General features: G+C 58.8%; 27 protein-coding genes and 3 tRNA genes. 13 read left to right on the top strand and 17 right to left on the bottom strand.

Annotated elements, in window-relative coordinates; genetic code table 11:
* Positions 1–16: 16 nt before the first annotated feature.
* Genes JS46_RS11355 through JS46_RS11370 form a run of 4 tightly spaced genes read right to left on the bottom strand, consistent with a single transcriptional unit; the run spans position 17 to position 4,600 of the window.
* Positions 17–1,390 carry an efflux transporter outer membrane subunit gene (locus tag JS46_RS11355; protein WP_033751059.1) on the bottom strand — a complete coding sequence of 458 codons (1,374 nt, stop codon included), beginning with the start codon at positions 1,388–1,390 and terminating at the stop codon, positions 17–19.
* Positions 1,390–2,484: an HlyD family secretion protein gene (locus tag JS46_RS11360; protein WP_033751062.1), complete on the bottom strand. Its 1,095-nt coding sequence runs from the start codon at positions 2,482–2,484 to the stop codon at positions 1,390–1,392. Before JS46_RS11360 ends, JS46_RS11355 begins: the two co-directional genes overlap by 1 nt.
* Positions 2,481–4,166 carry an MFS transporter gene (locus tag JS46_RS11365; RefSeq protein WP_033751065.1) on the bottom strand — a complete coding sequence of 562 codons (1,686 nt, stop codon included), beginning with the start codon at positions 4,164–4,166 and terminating at the stop codon, positions 2,481–2,483. The genes JS46_RS11360 and JS46_RS11365 overlap by 4 nt, the downstream gene beginning before the upstream one ends.
* A 2-nt stretch (positions 4,167–4,168) precedes the next feature.
* Complete coding sequence (locus JS46_RS11370; protein ID WP_033751067.1) at positions 4,169–4,600, bottom strand: MarR family winged helix-turn-helix transcriptional regulator; 432 nt, start codon at positions 4,598–4,600, stop codon at positions 4,169–4,171.
* A 160-nt stretch (positions 4,601–4,760) separates the two neighbouring features.
* Between JS46_RS11370 and JS46_RS11375 the strand changes: the two genes are divergently transcribed.
* The 4 genes from JS46_RS11375 to JS46_RS11390 all read left to right on the top strand — a co-directional run bounded on the left by JS46_RS11375 (position 4,761) and on the right by JS46_RS11390 (position 8,332).
* Positions 4,761–5,606: an AraC family transcriptional regulator gene (locus JS46_RS11375; RefSeq protein WP_033751069.1), complete on the top strand. Its 846-nt coding sequence runs from the start codon at positions 4,761–4,763 to the stop codon at positions 5,604–5,606.
* A 41-nt stretch (positions 5,607–5,647) separates the two neighbouring features.
* Positions 5,648–6,055: a DUF2000 domain-containing protein gene (locus JS46_RS11380; RefSeq protein ID WP_033751072.1), complete on the top strand. Its 408-nt coding sequence runs from the start codon at positions 5,648–5,650 to the stop codon at positions 6,053–6,055.
* Between the two features lie 371 nt (positions 6,056–6,426).
* Positions 6,427–6,687 (top strand): biofilm/acid-resistance regulator YmgB/AriR, encoded by a 261-nt coding sequence (locus JS46_RS11385; protein ID WP_033751075.1) that lies wholly within the window; start codon positions 6,427–6,429, stop codon positions 6,685–6,687.
* 145 nt (positions 6,688–6,832) lie between these two features.
* Positions 6,833–8,332, top strand: a complete 1,500-nt coding sequence (locus JS46_RS11390) for a SulP family inorganic anion transporter (protein WP_033751077.1) — start codon at positions 6,833–6,835, stop codon at positions 8,330–8,332.
* 41 nt (positions 8,333–8,373) lie between these two features.
* Here the strand turns inward: JS46_RS11390 and JS46_RS11395 are convergent, their stop codons facing one another.
* A complete protein-coding gene (locus JS46_RS11395) occupies positions 8,374–8,655 on the bottom strand; it encodes a DUF6404 family protein (protein WP_235212998.1) in 282 nt (93 codons plus the stop codon).
* A gap of 152 nt (positions 8,656–8,807) precedes the next feature.
* Here JS46_RS11395 and JS46_RS24460 point away from each other — a divergent pair, with 152 nt between their 5' ends.
* Positions 8,808–8,978 carry a hypothetical protein gene (locus JS46_RS24460; RefSeq protein WP_033751084.1) on the top strand — a complete coding sequence of 57 codons (171 nt, stop codon included), beginning with the start codon at positions 8,808–8,810 and terminating at the stop codon, positions 8,976–8,978.
* A 107-nt stretch (positions 8,979–9,085) separates the two neighbouring features.
* Here the strand turns inward: JS46_RS24460 and JS46_RS11405 are convergent, their stop codons facing one another.
* From JS46_RS11405 to uvrY, 7 genes are all read right to left on the bottom strand, one after another.
* Entirely contained in the window at positions 9,086–9,286 is a 201-nt protein-coding gene (locus JS46_RS11405; RefSeq protein WP_235212999.1) for a hypothetical protein, read from the bottom strand.
* Positions 9,287–9,446: 160 nt separating this feature from the next.
* Positions 9,447–9,532, bottom strand: a tRNA-Leu gene (locus JS46_RS11410).
* An 11-nt stretch (positions 9,533–9,543) separates the two neighbouring features.
* A tRNA-Cys gene (locus JS46_RS11415) sits at positions 9,544–9,617 on the bottom strand.
* Between the two features lie 40 nt (positions 9,618–9,657).
* Positions 9,658–9,733: transfer RNA gene (locus JS46_RS11420), tRNA-Gly, on the bottom strand.
* Positions 9,734–9,885: 152 nt separating this feature from the next.
* A complete protein-coding gene (gene pgsA / locus JS46_RS11425) occupies positions 9,886–10,434 on the bottom strand; it encodes a CDP-diacylglycerol--glycerol-3-phosphate 3-phosphatidyltransferase (protein ID WP_033751087.1) in 549 nt (182 codons plus the stop codon).
* A gap of 68 nt (positions 10,435–10,502) precedes the next feature.
* Positions 10,503–12,335 (bottom strand): excinuclease ABC subunit UvrC, encoded by a 1,833-nt coding sequence (gene uvrC / locus JS46_RS11430; protein ID WP_033751089.1) that lies wholly within the window; start codon positions 12,333–12,335, stop codon positions 10,503–10,505.
* A complete protein-coding gene (gene uvrY, locus JS46_RS11435; RefSeq protein ID WP_033751092.1) occupies positions 12,328–12,987 on the bottom strand; it encodes a UvrY/SirA/GacA family response regulator transcription factor in 660 nt (219 codons plus the stop codon). Before uvrY ends, uvrC begins: the two co-directional genes overlap by 8 nt.
* A 423-nt stretch (positions 12,988–13,410) precedes the next feature.
* Between uvrY and JS46_RS11440 the strand changes: the two genes are divergently transcribed.
* On the top strand, positions 13,411–13,635 hold the full coding sequence (locus JS46_RS11440; RefSeq protein WP_033751095.1) for a DUF2594 family protein: 225 nt from the start codon (positions 13,411–13,413) through the stop codon (positions 13,633–13,635).
* Between the two features lie 34 nt (positions 13,636–13,669).
* Here JS46_RS11440 and JS46_RS11445 read toward each other — a convergent pair whose 3' ends face one another.
* Both JS46_RS11445 and sdiA read right to left on the bottom strand, forming a co-directional pair.
* Positions 13,670–14,281, bottom strand: coding sequence for an acyl-homoserine-lactone synthase (locus JS46_RS11445; RefSeq protein ID WP_033751919.1), 612 nt, complete (start codon positions 14,279–14,281; stop codon positions 13,670–13,672).
* Between the two features lie 122 nt (positions 14,282–14,403).
* On the bottom strand, positions 14,404–15,126 hold the full coding sequence (gene sdiA, locus JS46_RS11450; RefSeq protein ID WP_033751098.1) for a transcriptional regulator SdiA: 723 nt from the start codon (positions 15,124–15,126) through the stop codon (positions 14,404–14,406).
* 384 nt (positions 15,127–15,510) lie between these two features.
* Between sdiA and JS46_RS11455 the strand changes: the two genes are divergently transcribed.
* Positions 15,511–16,353, top strand: a complete 843-nt coding sequence (locus tag JS46_RS11455) for a DUF4396 domain-containing protein (protein WP_235213000.1) — start codon at positions 15,511–15,513, stop codon at positions 16,351–16,353.
* Between the two features lies 1 nt (position 16,354).
* Here JS46_RS11455 and JS46_RS11460 read toward each other — a convergent pair whose 3' ends face one another.
* A complete protein-coding gene (locus JS46_RS11460) occupies positions 16,355–17,053 on the bottom strand; it encodes an extensin family protein (protein WP_033751104.1) in 699 nt (232 codons plus the stop codon).
* A 283-nt stretch (positions 17,054–17,336) separates the two neighbouring features.
* Here JS46_RS11460 and cycA point away from each other — a divergent pair, with 283 nt between their 5' ends.
* Entirely contained in the window at positions 17,337–18,731 is a 1,395-nt protein-coding gene (gene cycA / locus JS46_RS11465) for a D-serine/D-alanine/glycine transporter (RefSeq protein WP_033751107.1), read from the top strand.
* Between the two features lie 97 nt (positions 18,732–18,828).
* On the opposite strand, the gene JS46_RS11470 is transcribed toward cycA, so the two are convergent.
* The gene (locus JS46_RS11470; protein ID WP_033751110.1) at positions 18,829–19,803 is read right to left on the bottom strand and encodes a metal-dependent hydrolase; all 975 of its coding nucleotides are present in this window, start codon (positions 19,801–19,803) and stop codon (positions 18,829–18,831) included.
* A gap of 42 nt (positions 19,804–19,845) precedes the next feature.
* Positions 19,846–20,481, bottom strand: coding sequence for an HTH-type transcriptional regulator RutR (gene rutR / locus JS46_RS11475; RefSeq protein ID WP_033751113.1), 636 nt, complete (start codon positions 20,479–20,481; stop codon positions 19,846–19,848).
* Between the two features lie 306 nt (positions 20,482–20,787).
* Between rutR and rutA the strand changes: the two genes are divergently transcribed.
* From rutA to rutF, 5 genes are read left to right on the top strand one after another with little or no spacing between them, the layout of a single operon-like run.
* The gene (rutA, locus tag JS46_RS11480; RefSeq protein ID WP_033751116.1) at positions 20,788–21,876 is read left to right on the top strand and encodes a pyrimidine utilization protein A; all 1,089 of its coding nucleotides are present in this window, start codon (positions 20,788–20,790) and stop codon (positions 21,874–21,876) included.
* Complete coding sequence (rutB, locus tag JS46_RS11485; protein WP_033751117.1) at positions 21,876–22,595, top strand: pyrimidine utilization protein B; 720 nt, start codon at positions 21,876–21,878, stop codon at positions 22,593–22,595. The genes rutA and rutB overlap by 1 nt, the downstream gene beginning before the upstream one ends.
* 4 nt (positions 22,596–22,599) lie before the next feature.
* Positions 22,600–22,995 (top strand): pyrimidine utilization protein C, encoded by a 396-nt coding sequence (gene rutC / locus JS46_RS11490; RefSeq protein ID WP_033751119.1) that lies wholly within the window; start codon positions 22,600–22,602, stop codon positions 22,993–22,995.
* The gene (rutD, locus tag JS46_RS11495) at positions 22,995–23,798 is read left to right on the top strand and encodes a pyrimidine utilization protein D (RefSeq protein WP_033751121.1); all 804 of its coding nucleotides are present in this window, start codon (positions 22,995–22,997) and stop codon (positions 23,796–23,798) included. Before rutC ends, rutD begins: the two co-directional genes overlap by 1 nt.
* A 10-nt stretch (positions 23,799–23,808) precedes the next feature.
* Positions 23,809–24,333, top strand: a complete 525-nt coding sequence (gene rutF / locus JS46_RS11500; protein ID WP_033751123.1) for an NADH-dependent FMN reductase RutF — start codon at positions 23,809–23,811, stop codon at positions 24,331–24,333.
* The last annotated feature ends 16 nt before the right edge of the window (positions 24,334–24,349 follow it).

Below are 24,349 nucleotides of genomic sequence, written 5' to 3' on the forward strand. Positions count from 1 at the left end.
GCCGCGCGAAAATGATTTAAGGCGCCTGCCAGCCGCCGCCCAGCGCGCGGTACAGGGCGATTTGCGCCAGCAGCAGGTTGTTTTTTACCGAGACCAGATTGAGCTGGGTAGAGAACAGCGTGCGCTGCGCGTCCAGCTCGTCAAGATAGGAGGCGTAACCGTTTTGATAGCGATTGCGAGCGATGCGCAGCGCCTCCGAGACATACTCTTCCTGTTTCTGCAGCTCCGCCAGCTGCGCCTGCCCTTGCAGTATGGCGTCCATCGCGTCGTTCACCTCGGAGAAGGCGTTGCGCACCACTTTCTCATAGCCGTAAAGCGCCTGGTTACGCGCCGCCATCGACACATCTACCTGCGCCGTCAGCGCTTCGCGGTTCAGCAGCGGCGCCAGCACGCTGCCGCCAATGCTCCAGAGGCGGAACGGATTGTCGATCAGCTGATTCAGCTCGCTGCTTTGCAGGGTGCCGCTCGCGGTCAGGTTGAGCGAGGGCAGCAGCTTCGCCTGCGACGAGGCGAGCGTGGCGTCCGCCGCCAGCAGCAGGCGCTGCGCCTGGACGATATCGGGCCGCCGGTTAAGCAATTGCGACGGCAACAGCTGCGGCATTTGCTGCGGCATAATCTGGTTGAACTGCGGCCGACGCGCGATCTCGCGCGGGTTCATCCCCACCAGAATGCTCAGGGCGTTCTCCTGCTGGGCGATCTGATGCCTGAGCTGCGGCACCTGCGCCTTCGCCGTCTGGAATTCGGACGCCGCCTGCATCCACTCCAGCCGCGAACTGTAACCGGTTTCGAACTGGCGCTGCGCCAGCTGCAGCGAATTGCCGCGCGTCTCAAGCGTCGCCTCGGTGACGCGCAGCTGCTCGTCCAGCGCCACCAGGCTCAGATAGCCCGACGCTACCGAGCTGGCGACGGTCAGCTCCGCCGCCGACGCCGCCGCGCGCTGCGCCTCCAGCGACGCTTCGCTGGCCGCGATGCTGCTGCTGCGCGCTCCCCACAGGTCGACATCGTAGCTCGCCTGCAGCAGCCCCTGATAAACGGCGCTCTCGTAAGGCTGGCCGGTAGCGGCAGAGAGCGCGCGCTGATGCGTCGCGCCGACGCCCGCGCTCAGCGTCGGGAAGTTGTCGCCCTGCGCCGCGCGCAGCTCGGCGCGGTACTGTTCGACGCGCGAACGCGCCGTGAGAATATCAAGGTTATTGCGCAGCGCCTGCGTCACCAGCCGGTTGAGATTGTCGTCGCCGAAGGCGCGCCACCACTCCGCTTCCGGCGCGGCGGCGGGTCCAACCTGATTACGCCACTGCGGCGGGATCGGCAGCGACGCGGGCGCTTTCTCTACCTCGGTGGCGCAGCCGGCCAGCATGAGCGCCGCCAGACCGGCGCATAACAGCCGCCTCATTACTTCACCGCCTTATCGCGCGGTTGTGCGGCGGTATCGATGCTGACCTCCACCGACATGCCGGGGCGCAGCTCGCGCATATCCTCCTCGTCAATGGCGATTCGCACCGGAATGCGCTGGGCGATTTTGACGAAGTTGCCGGTGGCGTTATCCGGCGAAATCGCGCTGAACTCGGAGCCCGCCGCCGGCGAGATAAATTCCACATGGCCGTTAAAGCGTTTGCCGTTGAGCGCGTCGACCCGGAAGGTCGCCGGCAGGCCCGGCCGAATATCCGCCAGCTGCGTCTCTTTCATATTGGCGATAATCCATTTATGGTCCGGCACCACCGAGGTCAGCCGCGTGCCCGCCGTGACGTAGGCGCCTTTGCGCACCGAAAGCTGGCCGAGCTGCCCGGCGTCCGGCGCAACGATGCGGGTATTGGCAAGATCGATCTGCGCCAGCTCCAGCGCCGCCTGGGCGCTGGCGACGTCGCCTTCCAGCGACGCGCGATTGACGATCACGGTTTGCAGATTCTGCTGCGCGACCGCCACCTGCGCCTCCGCCTGACGCACCGCCGCCTGCGCCTGCGCGTTGGCGGCGCGCGCCGCATCGCGTTCACGCACCGAGAGCGAGCCGTCGGCGGCCAGATTTTCGACGCGCTTCAGATCGAAGCCCCCCTTCAGCGCCTGCGCTCTGGCGTTCTCCAGCGCGGCCTTATTGCTGGCGATGGTGGCTTCCGCGCTGCGGCGCTGCTGCAGGTTGTTGCTGAGCGCCGCCTGCTTCATCGCCAGCTGCGCCTCCGCCTGATGCACGCGCTGACGATAGATACGATCGTCGATGGTCATCAGCAGTTGCCCTTTTTGCACCGGCTGAAGATCCACGACCTCCACCGAGGTGAGATAGCCATTGACCTGCGGGCTGATAAAGGTCACCTGGCCGCGCACGTAGGCGTTCTCGGTGCTCTGTATAGCGCTGGTGAAGGGCCAGAGCTGCCAGGCGTATAAAATAATCAGCACGCCAAGAATGGCGATGCCGCTTCCCGCCGCAATGGAAAGAATACGCCGCCGATTGGCGCGCTCGCGCTCCGCCGCCTGAAGTTCATCCTGCTGACTCATCGTGACTCCATAGATTCTTGTGACGCTGCCGCCAGACGCTGCTCCATCAGATTAAAGCGCGCCTGTCGCCAGTTGAGGTATTGCTGACGGGAGAGACGCCACAGCGCCCACATCAGGGTGATGAGCGCCAGCGCCGCCGTCAGTAAATAGGTATCGTTATAGGCCAGCACGTTCGCCTGCAGCGTCGCCACCACCTGCAGCTGGCTGGTGCTTTGCGCGCTCAGCAGCGCAGGATCGGCCAGCTGGCTGTTGAACAGCGCGCCATACTGGCTGAGGCGCTCTGTAACGTTGGGATCGAGCAGCGAGAGCTGATCGCCGATCAGGCTGGAGTGGTACTTCTCTCGCCAGACCTGAAAGGTGCCGAGGATCGCGGAGCCGATCAGGCCGCCCAGATTCTGGCTCATGCCGAACAGCACCACGAAGCTCACCAGATTTTTCGGCTGCGTTACCACGCTGCCGATGCCGATCAGCATTGCGGGCGCCATAAAAAAGGTGCTGCTGAAGCCGAGCAGGAACTGGCTGAGATACATATTGTTGGCGCGCGTCACCGGGCTGGCCTGGGCATCCATCAGCGAGGCGACGATCATCACCGCCAGCGAGGTGACGATCGGCCAGTTAAGGTGCGCGGGCCGGATGGTCAGCGCGCTGGTGGCGATGCCGAGCGTCATGCCGCCGATAATCGCCAGCGACAGGCCGCGCATCTGATCGTTGAGCAGCCCCAGCTGCTGCAAAAAGCCCACCGCGCCGGTGTTCTGCTCCGCCAGCACGATGCGTATCATAATCATCACGATGCCGAGACGCACCATGTTGCCGCTGCTGAGCCAGCGCGTATTGATGAGCGGATTTTTCCGGTTGTGCTCAATGACGATCGCCGCGACGATCAGCACCAGCGCGATCGCCAGGCAGACGCCGAGCCAGGGCGTGGTGAACCACCATTCGATGCGCCCCAGCGACAGCACGCCGCAGAGCAGCGCCATGCCCGGCGCCAGCAGCATAAAGGTGACAAAATCGAGCTTTTCAAAAGCCTTGATGCGGTCGCCCGGCGGCAGCTTCACCACCAGCACGCAGCCCAGCGCGATCATCGCCAGACCCAGCTCAAACAGATAGAGCCCGCGCCACTCTTCCAGCTGCAACAGCTCGGACGAAAAAAGCCGCGCCATCGGAATGGCGAACTGCGAGACGGTCAGGCCGATCACCAGCGCCTTCAGCCGGTGCTTTGCCGGCCACGCCTGCACCTGATAGTAGATCCCCAACGAGCTGAGCGCCGCGCCCGCCATGCCGTGGGCGGTGCGCACAATGATCGCCGAACTGAGATCGTTGGCGAAGAGATGGAAAAAGGCCACCAGCACGTAGAGCACCAGAAAGGCTTCGGTGAACACGCGCAAGCCGAACTGCTGGCGAAACTTCACCAGCAGCAGGTTGATGGAAATATTGCCCATCACGTAGACGGCGGGCAGCCAGGCGATTTCGTTAGAGTAGGCGCCGAAGGTGCCCTGAAGGTTGGTCAGGTTAGCGGTAACCAGCGCGTTGCTGAGCGCGCCGGTAAGCGAGATAAGCAGGCCTATCAGGCCAAAGGCAATCCGTTTCGGCGGCGAATGAATCGGGGTCGAGGGCGAGCCCGGCAGCATGGGTTTTTCATGCGGCAACCATTCGCGCTGCGCATAGGGATTGCGTCGTGCCACCGCTACATATTTCCCATACGCGTCAGCAGCTGTTGCAGCACCTGCTCCGTGGTCGCCAGCGCCTGCGGATCGATATCGCCGAGCAGATCGACGCGCAGCGCGTCCGCCTCGTTTTTCACTAAGGCGAAAGCCTGATTGCCTTTTTCCGTCAGCACCAGATGGCGCTTGCGGCGATCTTCCGGCGGCTGCACGCGCGTCAGCAGCTCCTGTTTCACCAGACGGTCGATAAGCGGCACCATACTGGCGTCCTCCAGACCAAGCATCTGCGCCAGTTCCGTCTGGGTCAGCGGCCGCGTTTCGCTGGCGATAAGGCCAATCGCCATCCAGCTGCTCATGCTCAGGCCGCTGTGTTTAAGGTGACGATCGACGGCCAGCCGCCACGCGTGCGCGGTCTGGTAGAGAAGATGGGTAAAGGTTTTATAGTGCAGAGTCAAAGCGTAGCGACCTGATTATTAGAGTTCTAACTAAATGAGTGCGTTATTATACGCCGAGCAAATTGCTAATGAAAATAGCACAAGGCGTTAAATAATGACGCGTATGTCGTCGGGTTTTAAGGTCATATTACTACCCAGACGGGATAAAACTGGAGCTACTATGCCCGATCGCAACAGCAACTGGATAGATCTGCGCCGCGACGCCTTGCACGGCATCGAGACTATCCGCGCACATTTCACCGGCCACGCCTACGATCCCCACTGGCACGACAGCTATCTGATCGGCGTGACGGAGCAAGGCGTGCAGCAGTTTCACTCGCGCCGTAAACAGCACCGTAGCCGCCCCGGCACGGTATTTATGCTGGAGCCGGAAGAGCTGCACGACGGCGACGCGGTAGATGCGCAGGGCTTTACGTATCGTATGCTCTATCTCTCGCCGCAGCAGATCGCGCAGCAGCTGACGCCGCTCTGCACTCCTGACCACGGCGTCGAACTCCGCTTCGCCGCCACGCTGCGCGAGGATCAGGCGCTCGCCTGGTCCGTCTGGCACTGTTTCGACGCGCTGTGGCACGACCATCCGGCATTGATCAAAGAGGCTACGCTCGACCGCCTGTTTCTGCAGCTGAGTCAGCATCCGCTATGGCGCAGCGAGCCGCGCGCGGCGGATAACGATCGCCGGCTGGCCCAGCAGGCGCGCGACTGGCTTATCGCTCATCATGCGCTTAATCCGGGATTACAGGCGATGGCCGAGGCGCTGCAGGTGGATCGCTTTCGCCTTTCGCGCCTGTTTCAGGCGCAGTGGGGCTTACCGCCGCACGCCTGGCTGGTGCAGTGGCGCTTATCCCAGGCCCGCCGACAGCTGGCGGCGGGCCTTCCTGCCGCCGACGTCGCTGCGGCATTAGGCTTCGCCGATCAAAGCCACCTGGGCCGCTGGTTTAAGCGCGCCTGCCATCTGACCCCGGCGCGCTATCAGCAGGCCTGCACAAATCTTCCAGACGCTGGCTGAAGACCGGGCCACAATGCCCTTTTTCTGTCTGGAGAAGTGCTATGCAAGACCCTCGTTGCGTCATGATTTTGCAAAACGATCTCGCCCCTGGTAAAGCCGCCAACGCCGCGGCGGTCATCGCGCTGACGCTCGGCCAGCGCCATCCCGCGCTGGTCGGCGAGGCGTTACTGGATGCCAACGCCTGCAGCTATCCCGGCCTTATTCCGGTCGGCATTCCGGTGCTGGCGGCCACCCATGCCGAGATGGACGCGCTGCGCGCCCGCTGTGCCGAGCTGGCGTGCGATCTGGTGCTCTTTCCTGAGCAGGGTCAGACCACCACCGACTACGCGGCCTTTAGCGCGGCGATGCGCGAAATCCCGGCCAGCGAGTGGCGCCTGCTGGGTCTGGCACTGGTCGGCGAGAAACAACAGGTGCGAAAACTGACCTCGAAGTTAAAGCTTTTTAGCTAATCAGCGGCCAGAAACGCCGCACGTTTAACCACATAGCTGTACAAGTGTGCCATTGTACAAACAACCTGTACAGCTTTGCCTCACTTCGTATACATTTATGCATTTGATAATTAACAAATAGCACAAATTGACTAATATTGCTCTTGTGTCTGTACACCTTCATTGTATAACTTTACGTCCCATGAATCGGATAACGATTCCGTAACGAATGATGCGTTTGCGTCGCCTCTGAAGGTGTCAGTGGATTTCCACCTTCAGAGGTCCTTTTTTTTGATGAGCTGGCACCCTTTACATCTGTCCATGTAAGGGGATTTTCATCGTTAATTGATCTGGTATTCGAATAGACGCCAGGGCTATTTTAGGGCTGACACATGCAAAACGCTGTTTCGCAAACCGATAAAGAGATGGGTGATCGCTTCAACGCAGCGGCCAACAACGCCGCTAGCGAGATGGAAATGCTGGGTTTAGCAATCGCGGAGATTCTCCAGACGGGCAATCCTGTCACCAATAAAGCGATTATCGCTAAACTGATCCACCGGCTGGAGCTGGAGTCAGATCCGGCGACGCTCGACATCTATCGTCAGCTGCTGGAGCTGGTGGTGCATAAAACCCCCGACGATTTAACGGTGTAATCCTGACTCCAGGGATGGAGTTATCCTGCCCGTTCCGCCATCGCTGGCAAATTTTCCTTTCAGACAGTACTCTCTCCAGCTTAATTTCTGCTGCGTTCTCCGCTTCTGTCGCGAGAGCGAATAATCAAAAAGAGCCTGCAAGTTGATGAGTCAACCTAATGACGTTGTTCCATCCCTGGACAACGACCTGAGCATGGGCCGCGTGCTGCGTTCCCCCGCCCTGCTCACCCGCGAGTGTCTGGCAGGCGTGATCACCGCGCTGGCCTTAATCCCAGAAGTGATCTCCTTTTCCGTGATCGCCGGCGTCGACCCCAAGGTCAGCCTGGTAGCGTCGGTGGTGCTCTGCCTGACGCTCTCGATACTGGGCGGGCGTCCGGCGATGGTGACCGCCGCCGCCGGCTCGGTGGCACTGGTGATCGGCCCGATGGTGCATGCGCACGGCGTGGCCTATATTTTGCCCGCCGTGGTGCTGGGCGGCGTGATTCAGATCCTGTTCGGCGTGGCCGGTCTGGCGCGCATGATGCGCTATATCCCGCGCTCGGTAATGCTCGGCTTCGTCAATGCGCTCGGCGTCCTGATCTTCTTCGCGCAGGTGCCGCACGTCTGGGGGGAGAGCTCGCTGGTATGGCTGCTGTTTGCCGTGACGCTGGCGATCGTGCTGCTGCTGCCGCGCCTGCTGAAAAGCGTGCCCTCGCCGCTGGTCGCTATCGTGGTGGTCACCGCCGTCGCGCTGCTGATGGGCTGGCGCGTGCCCAACGTGGGCGATGAAGGCCCGATGAGCGCCGGCTTGCCCGGTCTCAATGCGCTCCAGGTGCCGTTAAGCCTGCAGACGTTACAAATCGTCTGGCCGACCGCGCTCAGCATCGCCTTTGTCGGCCTGATGGAGTCGCTGCTCACCGCCAAGCTGGTGGACGATCTGACCGATACGCTCTCCAGCAAGCGTCGCGAGTCCTGGGGATTAGGTGTCGCTAACATTTTCGCCGCCTTCTACGGCGGCATCGCCGGCTGCGCGATGATCGGCCAGACCATCGTCAACGTCGAGCTGGGCAAGGCGCGCACGCGCGTTTCGACGCTGGTCGCCGGGCTGGTGCTACTGCTGCTGGTAACCGGCCTGAGCGCGATCATGGCGCAAATTCCGATGGTCGTGCTGGCGGGCATTATGATGGTGGTCGCGGTGAAAACGGTGAACTGGCACAGCCTGCAGCCCGCAACGCTCAGGCGCATGCCCTGGTCGGAGACGCTGGTGATGGCGCTGACGATTGGCGTCACGGTCTGGACCGGCAACCTGGCGCTGGGGGTACTGGCGGGCGTGATCGCCGCCATGATGCTGTTTGCGCGCCGTATCGCCCACGTGATCCACGCCGAGCGCGAAGTCAGCTCCGACGGTCAGTCGGTGCGCTATCGCGTGCGCGGCCCGCTCTTTTTCGCCAGCAGCAACGATCTGTTTGAGCACTTCGATTACGGTCATGACCCGAAACAGGTGACGATCGACCTGACCGATGCGCAAATCTGGGATGCCTCGTCGGTGGCCGCGCTCGACGGCATTGAATACCGCTATCAGCGCCACGGCGCGCAGGTGACGATTGTCGGTCTGGATACCCGCAGCAGCGATTTTCATCGCCGCCTGACCGGTAAATTCGAGTGATTTACGGCTGATGATGCGATGCGGCGGAAGCCGCATCGCCATTAAAGCGGTTTGGCCTGCCGGCGCGCCTTGAAGCGCGCGATGAGCGTCGTCATCGCCTGATAGATGACGCCTGCGTAGAGGCTTTGTAAAATCGCCATTCCTGTTTCCATCCCCTCTTTTTGCCAGAAGCAGAACCACATAAACAGGCCCCACAGCAGGGAAAACAGTAGACAGCCTTTGATAAATTTCACGACGCCCTGCATCTCGTTTCCTTCTTTGTCAGCGCGGCCCGTGCCGCGTTGTCGAGGCGTGAAAATATCGCATCGCGCGGCGTTTTGCACTTCAGGCTGCATCAGATGAGAGGCGGGTCAAATTTTACCGGCATGAATTAATTACGCGTGTAGAGCTGGTGCGCTGGCGCTGGCCTGCTACGCTTTAATTTCATTGCATTTTTATGCTTTCTTTTTCAATACCGGAGAATAAGGTGGCAACGATGAATAACGTGAAAAAAGGGATCTGCATTACGCTGGCGGTGCTGGCGCTGGCGGGCTGTATGCACCGCAGCGACGCGATTAAATCGGATGGCCGCCCTCATGCGCCAAGCGGTCAGTCGTCGCCGGGCGGCACGCTGGGCTCAGGTCCAGTTGGACAGCCGCAGTCGTAATGAAAAACCCGGTTAACGCCGGGTTTTTTCATTTTAACTTTCCTTTCTGTCTGAAAGGTTGCCGCTCGCTGTAAGCGATGTCAGGTCTGAGTTAAAGGATTTCGCACTCAATGCAGAGAGTGATCAAGTAACGCCATCGCGGTTTCGTAGACAAGATCGGGTTTTGCGTCGGGCAGCATTACCTTAATCTTTTCTTTGAGCGCGCGGTTGGTCACCGGTTGTCGATCGGCCAGCAGCTCAAGCACGGCCTGCCCAAACATCAAACGACACACATGAACAGCATCTTTAGCGTACTTCGTTTCCATCATAACCTCCCCTGTTAGTGAGGAAGTAAAGTAACGCGAATTACAGGAACGCTTATATTGATTAGCTGGCGGGACAATTCAGACACAAAAAAACCGCCCTGAAGGCGGTCACGACATTGCTTACTACTGCTTTTTTTTAATTTGGTTTTTTAATCGATAGAGATGGTGCCCGGGGCGGGACTTGAACCCGCACGACCATAAGCCGAGGGATTTTAAATCCCTTGTGTCTACCGATTTCACCACCCGGGCAGGGTGTAAAGTGGAGGCGCGTCCCGGAGTCGAACCGAGGTGGACGGATTTGCAATCCGCTGCATGGCCACTCTGCCAACGCGCCTTTATCCGCTGTGCCGTCAGGGGATCCTGACCTGCAAATCTGGAGCGGGAAACGAGACTCGAACTCGCGACCCCGACCTTGGCAAGGTCGTGCTCTACCAACTGAGCTATTCCCGCATTGTTCAGCAATCTAATGGAACTTGCTGATTTTGCTTATCTTCTGGCAGCCTTGCCGCCGTTCGATGCGATGCATTCTACTGACCTGACGCACTGAGTCAACAGAATTATCTTCACAGTGCGTCCGTTTGCTGCTTTTTAAGTCGCTTCGATCAGCTATCGAGCAAATCGCCGCGCGCAGCGCTTAAATACTGAAACATAGACCAGAATGTCAGCACGGCGGCGATATAAAGCGCCACCACGCCCACGGCGATAACCGTAGTGTCGGGACGCCACAGCAGCGCCACCAGCGAGAGCATCTGCGCCGTGGTTTTCACCTTGCCGATCCAGGAGACGGCGACGCTGCTGCGCTTGCCGATCTCCGCCATCCACTCGCGCAGCGCAGAAATAATAATTTCGCGCGCGATCATGGTCGCGGCCGGCAGAGTAATCCACCACGAGTGAAAGTATTCCGCCACCAGGACCAGCGCAATCGCCACCATCACCTTATCGGCCACCGGATCGAGGAAGGCGCCGAAGCGCGTGGTTTGCTTCCAGCGACGGGCGAGAAATCCGTCGAACCAGTCGGTAACCGCAGCGACCACGAAGATCAGCGCGGTGGCGAACGGCGCCCAGTAGAACGGCAGATAGAAAGCCAGCACGAAGAAAGGAATCAGGACGACTCGAAACAGGGTGAGACACGTCGGAATGTTAAATTGCATATGCCGGTAACTGTCTGGAATGGGTAGAATTTCCCCTATGTTCCTACATTGCCTCACCTGTTTCAATGCTAGTGTTTTAGCGAATGGTATATTTTTTCCGCCAGCGCGAACGAAATGCCGGGCACATTGGCGATCTCTTCAACCGTGGCGTTCATCAAGGGTTGCAGGCCGCCCATGTACTTAAGCAGCTGCTGGCGTCGTTTTGGGCCGATGCCTTCGATGCTCTCCAGCGCGCTGGTGTTCTTTACTTTCGCCCGTTTTTTACGGTGGCCCGAAATTGCATGATTGTGAGCGTCGTCACGAATATGCTGGATAACATGCAGCGCTGCGGAGTCCGGCGGCAGCGAAACGCCCTCGCCTTCCGCTTCAAAGAAGAGCGTTTCAAGGCCCGCTTTACGATCGCTGCCTTTCGCTACGCCCAGTAAAATCGGTCGCGACTTATCCCATTCCACGTCCAGTTCGGCAAATACCTGCTTCGCCTGCGACAGCTGTCCCTTGCCGCCGTCGATCAGGATGACGTCGGGTATTTTGTCCTCTTCCAGCGCTTTGCCGTAGCGGCGGCGCAGCACCTGATTCATCGCCGCATAATCATCGCCTGGCGTAATGCCTTCGATGTTGTAGCGGCGGTAGTCGCTACGCAGCGGTCCGTTGGCGTCGAACACTACGCAGGAGGCGATGGTCTGTTCGCCCATGGTGTGGCTGATGTCGAAACACTCCATGCGGTTGATTTTGTCCAGCTCGAGAAACTGCGCCAGCGCCGCCAGCCGCTGCTGGATAGTGGAGTGCTGCGAGAGCCGCGTGGTGAGCGCCGTCGCGGCGTTGGTGCGCGCCAGCTTGAGATAACGCGCGCGGTCGCCGCGCGGTTTGCTCTGAATGGCCACGCGTCGCCCCGCCAGCTCGCTCAGCGACGCGGCTAGCAGTTCGCGTTCAGGCAGATCGAAGTCCAGCAGGATATCGCCCGGCAGGGTGCGCGCTTCGCTGCCCTGCAGGTAAAACTGGCCGACGAAGGTCTGCACCACCTCCGCCAGCTCGGTATCGGCCGGGACTTTCGGGAAGTAGCTGCGGCTGCCCAGCACCTTGCCCTGACGAATAAAGAGCACGTGCAGGCAGGCCATGCCGGCGTCGTAGGCCACGCCCACCACGTCCAGATCGTCGCCCTGATTGGAGACGAACTGCTTTTCCGTGATGCGGCGCACCGCCTGAATCTGGTCGCGCAGACGCGCCGCCTCTTCGAAGCGCAGCCCGATGCTCGCCTCTTCCATGCGCTTCACCAGCATGTTCAGCACCTGGTCATCTTTACCGGCGAGAAACAGCCGCACGTACTCTGTCTGCTGCGCATACTCCTCTTCGCTCACCAGACCGGCGACGCACGGACCGAGGCAGCGTCCAATCTGATACTGCAGGCAGGGTCGGGAGCGATTGCGGTAGACGCTGTTTTCACACTGGCGAATCGGAAAGACTTTTTGCATCAGCGCCAGGGTTTCACGCACCGCATAACCGTTCGGGAACGGGCCGAAATATTCGCCTTTGGCGTGTTTCGCCCCGCGATGGTAGGCCAGGCGCGGATGCGTATCGCTGCTGAGAAAGATAAACGGATAGGATTTATCGTCGCGCATCAGCACGTTGTAGCGCGGCTGATAGAGCTTGATGTAGTTATGCTCGAGCAGCAGCGCTTCCGTTTCAGTGTGCGTAACGGTGACGTCTATATGATGGATGTTGCTGACCAGCACCTCGGTCTTTCGACTGCCGACGTGGCTGCGAAAGTAGCTGCTGAGGCGCTTCTTAAGATCTTTGGCTTTTCCTACATAGATCACGGTGTCCGAGGCGTCGTACATGCGGTACACGCCCGGCTGGCTGGTCACCGTGCTGAGAAAGGCTTTGGCGTTGAAAACTTCACTCACTACTGATTAACGGCTCCGCATTGAACAGGCCATGTCGAATGGCCAGATGCGTTAACTCTACGTCGCCGCTGATGTTCAGCTTGCTGAACATGCGATAACGGTAGCTGTTAACGGTTTTAGGACTGAGATTGAGCTGCTCGGAAATTTCCGTCACCTTTTGCCCTTTGGTGATCATCAGCATAATCTGCAATTCCCTTTCCGACAAACAGCTGAAGGGCGATTCCGCTTTTTGCGGCTCGATCTGGCTAAGCGCCATCTGTTGGGCGATATCTGACGCAATGTAGCGCTGGCCGGCGTGCACGGAGCGGATAGCATTCACCACTTCCTGCGGCGCGGCGCCTTTGCTGAGATAACCCGCCGCGCCCGCCTGCATCACCTTAGCGGGCAGCGGGTTTTCGGTGTGGATGGTCAGCATAATAATTTTGATATCGGGATTGAAGCGCACGATTTTGCGCGTCGCTTCCAGCCCGCCAATGCCGGGCATATTCATATCCATCAGGATCACGTCGACCTGATGAGTTCGGCACCATTTCACCGCGTCCTCGCCGCAACAGGCCTCTCCCGCGACCACAAGACCTTTCATATCTTCCAGTATGCGGCGAATACCGGCGCGTACCAGTTCATGGTCATCCACAAGAAGAACACTGATCAACGGGGAGCACTCCGCAAGCTAAAATGAGGAATAATTCGGGTTATGAATCCGCGCATGATACCTGCTTTTCGCCATAATGAACATCAATTGCCCGAATGTTTGGCCGTATTCAATGATTTACATCAAGGCTTTCCAGTCAGCTAAATTAATATGTGGGTGCATAAAATATGATCATTTTATTTTTTTTAATTTTCATTAAATTTCAAAATGTTAAATTATATACCAGGCAAAATCTCGCTCTGCGCTTAAATGCAGCGCAGGCATGCTGTGAAAATTATTCACCTGCTGCTTTAAATAATATCCTGTTGATGACTCGGCCGCCCTGACGCTTCGCTTGCGAAGGTAAATGGCGCGCTGTGATATACTGATGCACGGCTGTGCGGAACATGCCGGCACGTTCGATTAACCCCCAAGGAGAACACGATGAGCGACGAAGAATTTGTTACCTCGCACGACACGCTAAAGCTGGCCGACGAAGTCGCCTGTCTGAAAATGATGGTGACGCTGATTCTGAAAGGAATGGGTCAGGCGGATGCCGGCAAAGTGATTATAAATATGGAACGCTACGTGCAGACTCTGGGTGACAAGCCGCAGGCGGAAGTGTTTAGCAATACCATTAAACAGATTAAAACCGCGTATCGTCAGTGATGCGTTCGCCCCCGCCTGACGCGGGGGCGCGCTGTCAGGTGTGCGACTGCCAGTTAACGGAGACGCCCAGCGACGGCAATACCTCTTCCGGGCTGAAGCGCCGCGTGCCGCGATACTTTTCCGCCAGCGCCGGCTGCGCCACTGGAATACGAATGGCGAACAGATTGTCTTCCGACTGAATCAAGCCCGGCGTGAGCGGCTCATAGGCGACCTGGTGATCCTCAAACATCTTCTCCAGCATCGGCGTCGCCGAGCTAATCAAATACTCCATGCCGTTGAGTTCGGCGAGCTGTACAGCGTGCCATAACAGGTTGAACGGTAGCTCCGCGTCCACTTCCAGCTTCGCCGAGAAGCGCGACATCTCCCATACTTTTTCATGACTAAACGGCACCACCAGCCCTTCGCTCTGGGCGGGCTCATGCCACGGCATCAGCCGCGCGCAGCCGCTAATGCCGTCGCGCGCGCTCCATGCCAGCAGCCAGGTAACATCCGAACGATCAAAACGGTCATACTCCTGACCCGGCGTGCTGAGACGCGGCGGAATAGACCAACCTTCTCCACGCGCAAATACGCTATAACGGTAGCTGCCTAACTCGGCCAGCAGAGAGGACGGCATATCCTTTAACTGGGTTTGAATTATCTTCATCATGCGCCCCTGACATCCTCATGTTTGCACTGATTTACGCTACGCCCGCCTGGCAAAGTCCCGGCGCAGGGTAGACAACTGCTTCCGGCAACGTAACTACTAAATTTAGTAGTTGCCTTTTTCTATATCAGACCAATTGCCGCCGCATAACAGGCAATTTGGGTTTTATTGGAAACATTAAATCGCTTTTGCATATTCTTTTGGTGAAAATTCACCGTATGCTGCGAAATAGCTAAAATAAGCGAAATTTCAGCCGAGGTTTTGCCCTCAGCGGTCCATTTCAAAATCTCTAGCTCGCGCTGACTGAAATCATTTTTTAGCACCATTAGCGCATCATCGGAAAAACGCTGGAGCGCGCGCAAACTCAGCTCCGCCAGAAAGTGCAGTTTCACTTCCAGCTCGGTGTGCAAATGCTGCGTCTTGCTTGCCAGGCGAGATGCTATAGATAATATACCAATGGCGCGATTTGACGCCATCGCGGAGCAGGAAAATCCGCTGTTTAGCCCATACTCCTGCGCCTCTTTCCACAAATCGCCGGCCTCAGCGAAGATCTCGTCCGTCCACTCCAGCCCTCGTCCCGGCTGCTGGCAAAGCAATAACACCGGATCGACGGCGTAATAGTTTTTTTCCTCATAGCGTTTCATCCAGGCTTTTGGATAAGTGTGATGCAAAAAAAGGCGCGGACGGGTAAAAGGCACAGGATGCTGAATCAAAAAGGAATAGCTGTCGAACCCTAATGACACCGCCTGTGTCTGAATGAGCATCTTCAATTCTTCAGTTGAAGTGAGAGCCTGAAATTCTTTTTCCGTCTCTCGGCGCCAGACGAAATAATTTTCGTTAGTCATATTGCCTCGGCGTTATCCTCACGCTGACGCGTCTGGTTATTGAGGTTGTACATTTTTAAAAAAATAAATTTATAAGAGAAAAAAGTTTTATTGAGAAAAAACAGCAAGCCAGTAAAAACCACGTACGTCCGATTGTGCGTGTTTTACTTAAAGCATGTTTCCTGTGTTTCTCGAAAGAGAAGCCCATTCTCAGCAGTATAGCCGCCGAAAAACAGAATAAGATTTTTCTTAAACAGATTCAATCTGCAACACAACAATAAATCCCTCATACATTGGCCATCATTCAGCATAGCTATTAAGTTAAATTAGTTTAGATGCGTAATTTATTTGTAAACATAGAGTTAAGGTATTCTAAAGCGAAACGGCCGACAGGAGTGGAAATGTGTGCTTTTTTTTGCCGTCTCGCTTAAGCATAGATCATTTCCTTGTGTTGCGATTGGGCTACGCTTAACCATGGACCTCTTACCTCCCCATTACGCGCGGCGTGCAGGCCTCTGGCAGCCCTCAGCCGTTTTTACGGATGCGCTTTTACCTTTGCAGGTGGGAAACACTATGTTGAATCAGCTGGCATTACCCTTCCTGGTATTAGGAGCCTGTACCGCTCTGATGATCCTTAAGGATATTTTTCGCCATCCCCATCCTGTCGGGATAATGAACATTATCTGGCCGCTGACCGGACTCTACATGCCGTTCTTTGGCTGGCTGGCCTGGTGGTATCTTGGTCGAAAACCGTCGCGTCAGCTTAAACTTGCGTTACTGGTTCCACAAAAAATTCATCATTACGCCGGCTGGCAAACCATATTTATTACCACTTCTCTCTCGGCGGCAGCCTGCATTTTTAGCGAACTGATTACAATTCCGATTATCACTCTGCTAAACCACTATCATTTTGCTACGCCGCTCTGGATGCAGGCAATTATCTGCCTGGCTATTTCTCTGATTAGCGGTCTTTTTTTACAATTTATGGCGATCAGGCAGCGCGAAGCCTTTTCTATCTGGCGCGCGTTGCTGGTCGCCTTTCGCACCGAGACTTTCCCGCTGCTGGTTTATCAGGCGGGTATTTTCCTCTTTATGAGCCTGGCCCTAAAGTTTGTACTTCATCAGCAAATTAATCCGCTGATGGCGGCTTTCTGGTTTATGCTGCAGCTCGCGACGCTGACCGGATTTATATTTTCCTGGCCCGCCAATCATTTCCTGATTAAACGCGGCCTGAACCCGGCGGTTTAATTCATCGACAATATCCGGTTCCGCGCATGCCGAAATGAAAATGGCCAGCATGCGCGGCGTTATAATCCGGCCCAAGCGCATTGCCGAAGTTATTACACCCCTCCTGCCAGAGCTGATGCAGCAGAGCCGACTTGTTCTCCGGCTGCGTCCAGTTTTTCCCTACCTCTATGCGTTGCCCATCGGCCAGCTGAAAGCCGGTGACGTCCCAGGCGTCTGCGGTGGCATGCTCGCTTAAGCGCCCTTCCGTGCGGTGATAGATATTGCGGCAGGCATAACTGCCGACATGGTTGATGCGCGCCAGCGACGCGCCGGGCTGCGCCTGTGCCAGACGCTGCTGGCTGCGCAGAACAAACATGGTGCTGGCGACGGCCATCGGACAGCTGGCAAGAAAGCTGCTGCTCAGGCTGACCCTGCCGAAACGCTGGATGCGCAGCGGGTCAGGCAGCGGGCAGGCGCCCGTGACGGCGGGACGCGCGCTAAACGTCACCAGGCCCGCCTGCTGCGCGCGGCGCATCACGTCGAGGCAGGCAGCGGGATCGCCAGTCAGCCGCTTGAGTTTGTAGCGCGTCATCCAGCCGGGCGGATCGGTGACCGCCAGCGGCGTGAAGGGGTTGAACTGGGGCGGCAGATGCTGTTTTAGCCACGGCAGGCTCCACCAGCCAACGGCTATTAGCACCAGCAGCAAAATAATTGTGCGCATTCTCTCTCTTGCAGCAGCTTGATTTAGAGAACAAAAGTGTAGAAGCTACGCGCCGGTTTAGCGCCGGAAACGACGCTTTTCGCTTAAAACAGCCGCGTTGTGCCGCAAGTTTGTGCCGCGTAAAGATTTTCTGACATGTTAATAAGACGTAAAGGTCGCATTTGGACAAAAAAATTAGCGAGCTTTTGCCTTATTCCTCTATCTTATGCCCACTTGCCTCCAGGCAAGCGATCGCAAACAGCCAGCAGAGCTGACACAACATCCAGACAGGAATAACGATTTTATGGTTGATCAAATAAAAGCAGCCGTTGCTGAACAGGAGAATCCTGACAAGCTGCGGCGTAATCTGCATAACCGTCATATTCAGCTTATCGCCATCGGCGGTGCCATCGGTACCGGACTGTTTATGGGCTCCGGCAAAACCATCAGTCTGGCGGGTCCGTCGATCATTTTCGTTTATATGATCATCGGCTTTATGCTCTTTTTTGTCATGCGCGCGATGGGCGAGCTGCTGCTCTCTAATCTGGAATACAAATCCTTCAGCGACTTCGCTGCCGACCTGCTCGGCCCCTGGGCAGGCTACTTTACCGGCTGGACCTACTGGTTCTGCTGGGTGGTGACCGGCATCGCCGACGTGGTGGCGATATCCGCCTATTTCCAGCTCTGGTTCCCCGGCTTTTCCGTGTGGATGAGCGCGCTGCTGTGCGTCTTCGTCTTCCTTGCGCTGAATATCGCCACGGTGAAAATGTTCGGCGAGATGGAGTTCTGGTTTGCCATCATTAAGATCGTCGCCATCGTGGCGCTGATTATCACCGGCATCGTGCTGGTGACTCTGCACTATCCGTCACCAGGCGGCGGCACCGCGTCGCTGAGCAATATCTGGGATCACGGCGGCCTGTTCCCGAAAGGGCTGAGCGGCTTTTTCGCCGGTTTCCAGATTGCGGTCTTCGCCTTTGTCGGCATTGAGCTGGTCGGCACGGCAGCGGCGGAAACACACGATCCCCATAAGGTGTTGCCGCGCGCCATTAACGCCATTCCGCTGCGCGTGATTATGTTCTACGTGCTGGCGCTGATGGTGATCATGGCGGTAACGCCCTGGACGCAGGTGCTGGCGGATCGCAGCCCCTTTGTTGAAATGTTCGTGCTGATCGGCCTGCCGGCGGCGGCCAGCATCGTGAACTTTGTGGTGCTGACCTCGGCGGCCTCTTCTGCCAACAGCGGCATCTTTTCCACCAGCCGTATGCTTTACGGCCTGTCGCAGCAGGGTGTGGCGCACCGCGCCTTTGGTCGACTCTCCGCGCGTGCGGTGCCGACTGCCGGACTCTTTTTCTCCTGCCTCTGTCTGCTTGTCGGCGTCGCGCTGATTTATCTGATCCCGGACGTGATGACGGTGTTCACTATGGTGACCACGGTGTCGGCGATCCTGTTTATGTTCGTCTGGACCATTATCCTGTGCAGCTATCTGGCCTACCGCAAGAAGTATCCGGAGCGCCATGCGGCGTCGGGCTTTAAGATGCCGCTGGGCAAGTTCATGTGCTGGGTGGTGATAGCGTTCTTCGCCTTCGTGCTGGTGCTGCTGACGCTGCAGGAGGATACCCGTCAGGCGCTGATGGTCACCCCGCTGTGGTTTGTCATGCTGACCATGGGCTGGCTGCTGCGCCGTCGCGCCGCCCGTTAAGCGCTTTTATCCTGGGCGTCAAACCGCGATAAAGAGGGCTTTGAACAACGCAACGCGTTGACCCGCACCTCAGGGATGGGGTGCGTCATTGTGGCTTTTACAAGCGCTCCCCAATTTTTTTAAAACTCTGCCCCAGCGAAGGGCGCGCGGAAGGCAGCCGCTCAGGATGCGCGGCGGGCGACTGCGGCGTGCCCAGGCCGAAGGTAAAGGTATAATTTCCCTCTTCCCCCATGCGTAAATCGGCAATAAGGGTCTGCCCATCCTGCTCGCGCAGCGCATAGAAGCCGTGGCTGAACCAGGCAACGCGCTCCGCATACCAGCTGCCCTGCAGCGGTGCGAACAGCGCCGTGTGTCGCGGCTGCCAGCGGATCTGCAGCGGCCGCGTCGGCGACAGCAGCGACCACCAGGCTTCGCCATAGCGATCGCCGTCGATAATCACCGCTCGCCACACCAGCGTATTAAACGCGGTTGGCGTCACCAGCACCTTCTCGTCGGACACCTTCTGCTGCGCCAGCGATTGCCCGATCTGCCAGCCTGCCACGCCCTGAATCGCCATACTCCAGGCGAGATAGAGCGTGCTCAGGGTTAATCCGGCGCGATTCCAGCGCAGACCGCTGGCGCCGCCGCGCCGCAGCGCTACCGCGAGGCAGATCAGCAGCGGCAGCGTATAGAGCGGATCGACGATATAGATGCTGCCGACGGCGAAGGGGTGATCGGTGAGCGGCAGGCCAAGCTGCGTGCCGTACACCGTCATCAGATCCAGCAGCGGATGGGTAATCAGCGCCAGCCAGATGGCCAGCCACCACTGCTGCCAGCTTACGCCGCGCCGGAACAGGCCCGCGATAAGCCAGGCGAGCAGCGGCGAGGCCAGCGTCAGCCACAGCAGCGCATGGCTCTCGGTGCGGTGCAGCGTCATATTGCGGATGGCGTCGCCGTGATCGATAAACACATCGAGATCGGGCAGCGTGCCGCAGACGGCGCCCACCGCCGCCGCCTGCCAGAGCGGCGTCCGGCGACCCATCGCCGCGACGCTGACCGACGCGCCCAGCAGCAGTTGCGAAACAGAATCCATCGATGACTCCGTGGCAGAGCGGCGGCGCCAGCCGCCAGGAAATTAGCGCACGCGGATCCCTTCGATGATCATGCGCTGCACGTTTTCGACCGTTTCATCAAAAAACTGGGGATCGCTCAGGGTCTGGCCGGTAATCGCCTCGACCTGGCTGGCGAAATCCGCATAGTGCTGCGTCGCCGCCCACAGCATAAAAAAGAGGTGCTGCGGCTGCACGCCCGCCAGCCGCCCTTCATTGATCCAGCGCTCAACGATCGCCGCCTTATCGTCCACCAGCTGTTTGAGATCGCCCGCCAGCTCCCCTTTTAGCAGCGGCGCGCCCTGCAGCATCTCCAGACAGAAGAGCCGCGACGCCTGCGGATGGTCGCGCGACACCTCAAGCTTCAGGCAAATATAGCGGCGTATGGCGCTGAGCGGGTCCATATCGTGCTGCAGCGCGCGCAGCGGCGCCAGCCAGACGTCGAGGATCTCTTTCAGCACCGCGATATAGAGCGTTTCTTTCGAAGGATAATAGTAGAGCAGATTGGTTTTCGAGACGTCGGCGCGCTCGGCGACCTGATCCAGACGCGTGCCGTGAATACCAAACTGAGAGAAAAGCGCCAGCGCGGCCTCCAGAATGGCGGCGCGTTTCGCCGCAGTCGCGCGCGAACGTCGCGTCGGTTTTTTTTCATCGGTTTTCACAGCGTTACCTCATTCCTTAAGCGTACTGGCATCATAGCAAAGCCGCTCACCCCTGCCCAACCCGGCCGCTGCACCTTTTTTGTTCAGCTTGCCTGCAAAACGTGCAGAGATTTTTGACCAAATGGTCCATAACGGACCATCCGCTCCACTTTCTCTCGCCGCCTTAAATTTAATTCATTGTTAAATATGTTCTTTTATTTTGTGGCACAACCTTTGCAAATTTGTCAGCAAGCGCCGCCATCAGGGATGAAGCAGGATGCCGCGTAGCGCACCCCATCATTTTTCACCTAGCAAAGAGGGTTTGACATGAAGATTGGCGTTTTTATTCCGATTGGTAACAACGGCTGGCTGATTTCTACCCACGCTCCGCAGTACAAACCGACGTTCGAACTGAACAAGGCGATCGTACAAAAGGCGGAGCGCTACCACTTCGACTTTGCGCTCTCGATGATCAAGCTGCGCGGCTTCGGCGGCAAAACCGAATTCTGGGATCACAACCTTGAATCTTTCACCCTGATGGCGGGCCTGGCCGCGGTGACCTCACGTATCGAGATCTACGCCACCGCCGCCACGCTAACGCTGCCGCCCGCCATCGTGGCGCGCATGGCGTCGACCATCGACTCCATCTCCGGCGGCCGCTTCGGCGTCAATCTGGTGACCGGCTGGCAGAAGCCGGAGTATGAGCAGATGGGCATCTGGCCGGGCGATGACTACTTTAGCCGCCGCTACGACTACCTGACGGAGTACGTTACCGTGCTGCGCGACCTCTGGGGCAGCGGCCAGTCCGATTTCAAGGGTGAGTTTTTCACCATGAACGACTGCCGCGTCAGCCCGCAGCCGCAGAAGCCGATGAAGGTGATCTGCGCCGGTCAGAGCGACGCAGGCATGGCCTTTTCCGCGCAGCATGCCGACTACAACTTCTGCTTCGGCAAAGGGGTCAATACGCCGGCCGCCTTCGCCCCGACCGCCGCGCGTATGAAGCAGGCGGCAGACAAGGCGGGCCGCGACGTCGGCTCCTACGTGCTGTTCATGATTATCGCCGCCGACAGCGACGAGGCGGCGCGCGCGAAATGGGAACACTACAAAGCGGGCGCCGACCAGGAGGCGCTCGCCTGGCTCACCACGCAGAGCCAGCAGGACAAGCGTTCCGGCAGCGACACCAACGTGCGCCAGATGGCCGACCCCACTTCCGCGGTCAATATCAATATGGGCACGCTGGTTGGCTCTTACGCTAACGTCGCGCGCATGCTGGATGAGGTGGCGCAGGTTGAAGGCGCCGAGGGCGTGCTGCTCACCTTTGACGACTTCCTGCAGGGCATTGAATATTTCGGCCAGCATATCCAGCCGCTGATGCAGTGTCGCAGCCAGATCAATGACAACAGAGAGGTGGCCTGATGAGTACCGTTTACTGCGCCCATGCTTCCGCGCTGCCGCAGGTTGAGCTGCCTGCGCGCCCGGAAGCGATCGCTTTCCCACCCACGCAAAGCGCGCTGATCGTGGTCGATATGCAAAACGCCTACGCCACGCCCGGCGGCTATCTCGACCTCGCCGGCTTCGACGTCTCCGCCACGACGCCGGTGATAGAGAAGATTGCGCAGGCGGTCGCCGCCGCGCGCGCGGCCGGCGTGCAGATCGTCTGGTTCCAGAACGGCTGGGATAACCAGTATGTTGAGGCGGGCGACGCCGGTTCGCCGAATTTTCATAAATCCAACGCCCTGAAAACCATGCGCAAGCGCCCTGAGCTGCAGGGCTCGCTGCTGGCGAAAGGCGGCTGGGATTATCAGCTGGTGGACGCGCTGCAGCCGCAGCCAGAAGATATCGTGCTGCCGAAACCGCGCTACAGCGGCTTTTTCAACACCCCGCTCGACAGCATGCTGCGCAGCCGCGGTATTCGTCATCTGATCTTTACCGGCATTGCCACCAACGTCTGTGTGGAATCGACGCTGCGCGACGGCTTTTTCCTCGAATATTTCGGCGTGGTGCTGGAAGACGCCACTTACCAGGCGGGCCCGCCCTTCGCGCAGCAGGCGGCGATTTTCAATATCGAAACCTTTTTCGGCTGGGTATCCAGCGTCGACGCCTTCTGCGAAAGCCTGCAAGGTCATAAGGAGTAACGCCATGCCGAAGTCTGTGATTATTCCGCCGGGCACCGCTACGCCTATCGCCCCTTTCGTGCCGGGGACGCTGGCCGACGGCGTGGTGTATGTATCCGGCATCCTGCCGTTCGATAAAGAGAATAACGTGGTGCATATCGGCGACGCCGCCGCGCAGACGCGCCACGTGCTGGAAACCATTAAAACCGTGATTGAAACCGCGGGCGGCACGCTCGACGACGTAACGTTCAACTCCATTTTTCTTACCGACTGGCAAAATTACGCCGCCATCAATCAGGTCTATGCCGAGTATTTCGCCGGCGATAAGCCGGCGCGCTTCTGCATTCAGTGCGGCCTGGTGAAGCCCGACGCGCTGGTGGAAATCGCCAGCGTGGCGCATATCGGCAAACGGGAGGCGTGATGCATCTGGAGATACTGGGACGGCAGGATCCCGCGGCGGCTACGCTGGTGCTGGCTTCCGGCCTCGGCGGCGTAGCGGGCTTCTGGCAGCCGCAGCTGGCGGCGCTGTGCGCGCGCTATCGCGTGGTGGTTTACGACCAGCGCGGCACCGGCCGCAGCGCGCAGCCGCTGCCCGCCGACTATTCGATGGCGATGATGGCGGCCGAGCTGGCCGAGGCGCTGGCGCAGCGCGCTATTACGCGCTTCAGCGTCATCGGCCACGCGCTCGGCGGCCTCGTCGGGCTGCAGCTGGCGCTCGATTACCCCGAACGCGTCGAGCGCGTGGCGGTCATCAACGGCTGGCTGCGGCTGCATCCCCATACGCGGCGCTGCTTTCAGGTGCGGCAGGATCTGTTGCTCAAGGCGGGCGTCGAGGCCTTCGTGCGCGCGCAGCCGCTGTTCCTCTATCCGGCGGAGTGGATGGCGCAGCATCAGATGCGTCTCGCCGAAGAAGAGGCGGCGCATCTCGCCCATTTTCAGGGGCGCGACAACCTGCTGCTGCGCCTGAACGCCCTGATGCGCGTCGACTTCGCGCCGCTGGCCGAACGCATTCAGCAGCCGGTGCTGGCGATCTGTAGCCAGGATGACATGCTGGTGCCCTGGAGCTGCAACGGGGAGCTGGCGGCTGCGCTGCCCAACGCGCAGCAGATCGCGATGTCCTGGGGCGGACATGCCATGAGCGTCACCGACGCCGACGGATTCAATTCGCTGCTGCTGCAGTGGCTTAACAGGAGCGAAGCCGCGCCGCAGCGCGCGGCGAGCTGAGGAGATAACCATGAGCACCCTTACCCTTACGCCAGAGATCGCGCTGGTCGAGAAGCAGGCCTTTCGTGACGGCATGGCGCGCCTTGGCGCCGCCGTTAATATCATCACCACCGACGGCCCGGCGGGCCGCGCAGGTTTTACCGCCTCCGCGGTGTGCAGCGTCACCGATACGCCGCCGACTCTGCTGGTCTGCCTGAATCGCTCCGCCTCGGTATGGTCGGTGTTCGACGCCAACCGCCAGCTTTGCGTCAATACCCTGGCAGCCGGTCAGGAGGCGCTCTCTGGCCTGTTCGGCGGCAAGACGCCGATGGAAGCGCGCTTTCAGGCGGCGCAGTGGCGCACGGCGGCGACAGGTTCGCCCGTGCTGCAAGGGGCGCTGGTCTCGTTCGACTGTCGCATCAGCGACATTACGTCGGTCGGCACCCATGACGTGCTGTTTTGCGAAGTGCTGGCGCTGACGTTCAGCAACGAAATGCACGGACTGGCCTGGTTCAATCGCGGCTATCTACCGTTGCAGCGGCAGGACGCCCGCTAATCCGCCCTGCGCGGCC

This window comes from Pantoea sp. NGS-ED-1003 (genome assembly GCF_000738765.1).
Classification (GTDB): Bacteria; Pseudomonadota; Gammaproteobacteria; order Enterobacterales; family Enterobacteriaceae; genus Pantoea; species Pantoea septica.

Bases quoted from the DNA above. Each gene is read 5' to 3' on its own strand.
- rutF (WP_033751123.1), top strand. From the start codon at position 23,809: ATGAGCACCCTTACCCTTACGCCAGAGATCGCGCTGGTCGAGAAGCAG.
- JS46_RS11440 (WP_033751095.1), top strand. From the start codon at position 13,411: ATGAGCGACGAAGAATTTGTTACCTCGCACGACACGCTAAAGCTGGCC.
- JS46_RS11375 (WP_033751069.1), top strand. From the start codon at position 4,761: ATGCCCGATCGCAACAGCAACTGGATAGATCTGCGCCGCGACGCCTTG.
- pgsA (WP_033751087.1), bottom strand. From the start codon at position 10,434: ATGCAATTTAACATTCCGACGTGTCTCACCCTGTTTCGAGTCGTCCTG.
- cycA (WP_033751107.1), top strand. From the start codon at position 17,337: ATGGTTGATCAAATAAAAGCAGCCGTTGCTGAACAGGAGAATCCTGAC.
- sdiA (WP_033751098.1), bottom strand. From the start codon at position 15,126: ATGACTAACGAAAATTATTTCGTCTGGCGCCGAGAGACGGAAAAAGAA.
- JS46_RS11390 (WP_033751077.1), top strand. From the start codon at position 6,833: ATGAGTCAACCTAATGACGTTGTTCCATCCCTGGACAACGACCTGAGC.
- rutC (WP_033751119.1), top strand. From the start codon at position 22,600: ATGCCGAAGTCTGTGATTATTCCGCCGGGCACCGCTACGCCTATCGCC.
- JS46_RS11470 (WP_033751110.1), bottom strand. From the start codon at position 19,803: ATGGATTCTGTTTCGCAACTGCTGCTGGGCGCGTCGGTCAGCGTCGCG.
- JS46_RS11445 (WP_033751919.1), bottom strand. From the start codon at position 14,281: ATGAAGATAATTCAAACCCAGTTAAAGGATATGCCGTCCTCTCTGCTG.
- rutA (WP_033751116.1), top strand. From the start codon at position 20,788: ATGAAGATTGGCGTTTTTATTCCGATTGGTAACAACGGCTGGCTGATT.
- JS46_RS11460 (WP_033751104.1), bottom strand. From the start codon at position 17,053: ATGCGCACAATTATTTTGCTGCTGGTGCTAATAGCCGTTGGCTGGTGG.
- JS46_RS11355 (WP_033751059.1), bottom strand. From the start codon at position 1,390: ATGAGGCGGCTGTTATGCGCCGGTCTGGCGGCGCTCATGCTGGCCGGC.
- JS46_RS11385 (WP_033751075.1), top strand. From the start codon at position 6,427: ATGCAAAACGCTGTTTCGCAAACCGATAAAGAGATGGGTGATCGCTTC.
- rutD (WP_033751121.1), top strand. From the start codon at position 22,995: ATGCATCTGGAGATACTGGGACGGCAGGATCCCGCGGCGGCTACGCTG.
- JS46_RS11405 (WP_235212999.1), bottom strand. From the start codon at position 9,286: ATGATGGAAACGAAGTACGCTAAAGATGCTGTTCATGTGTGTCGTTTG.
- rutB (WP_033751117.1), top strand. From the start codon at position 21,876: ATGAGTACCGTTTACTGCGCCCATGCTTCCGCGCTGCCGCAGGTTGAG.
- JS46_RS11380 (WP_033751072.1), top strand. From the start codon at position 5,648: ATGCAAGACCCTCGTTGCGTCATGATTTTGCAAAACGATCTCGCCCCT.
- JS46_RS24460 (WP_033751084.1), top strand. From the start codon at position 8,808: ATGAATAACGTGAAAAAAGGGATCTGCATTACGCTGGCGGTGCTGGCG.
- JS46_RS11360 (WP_033751062.1), bottom strand. From the start codon at position 2,484: ATGAGTCAGCAGGATGAACTTCAGGCGGCGGAGCGCGAGCGCGCCAAT.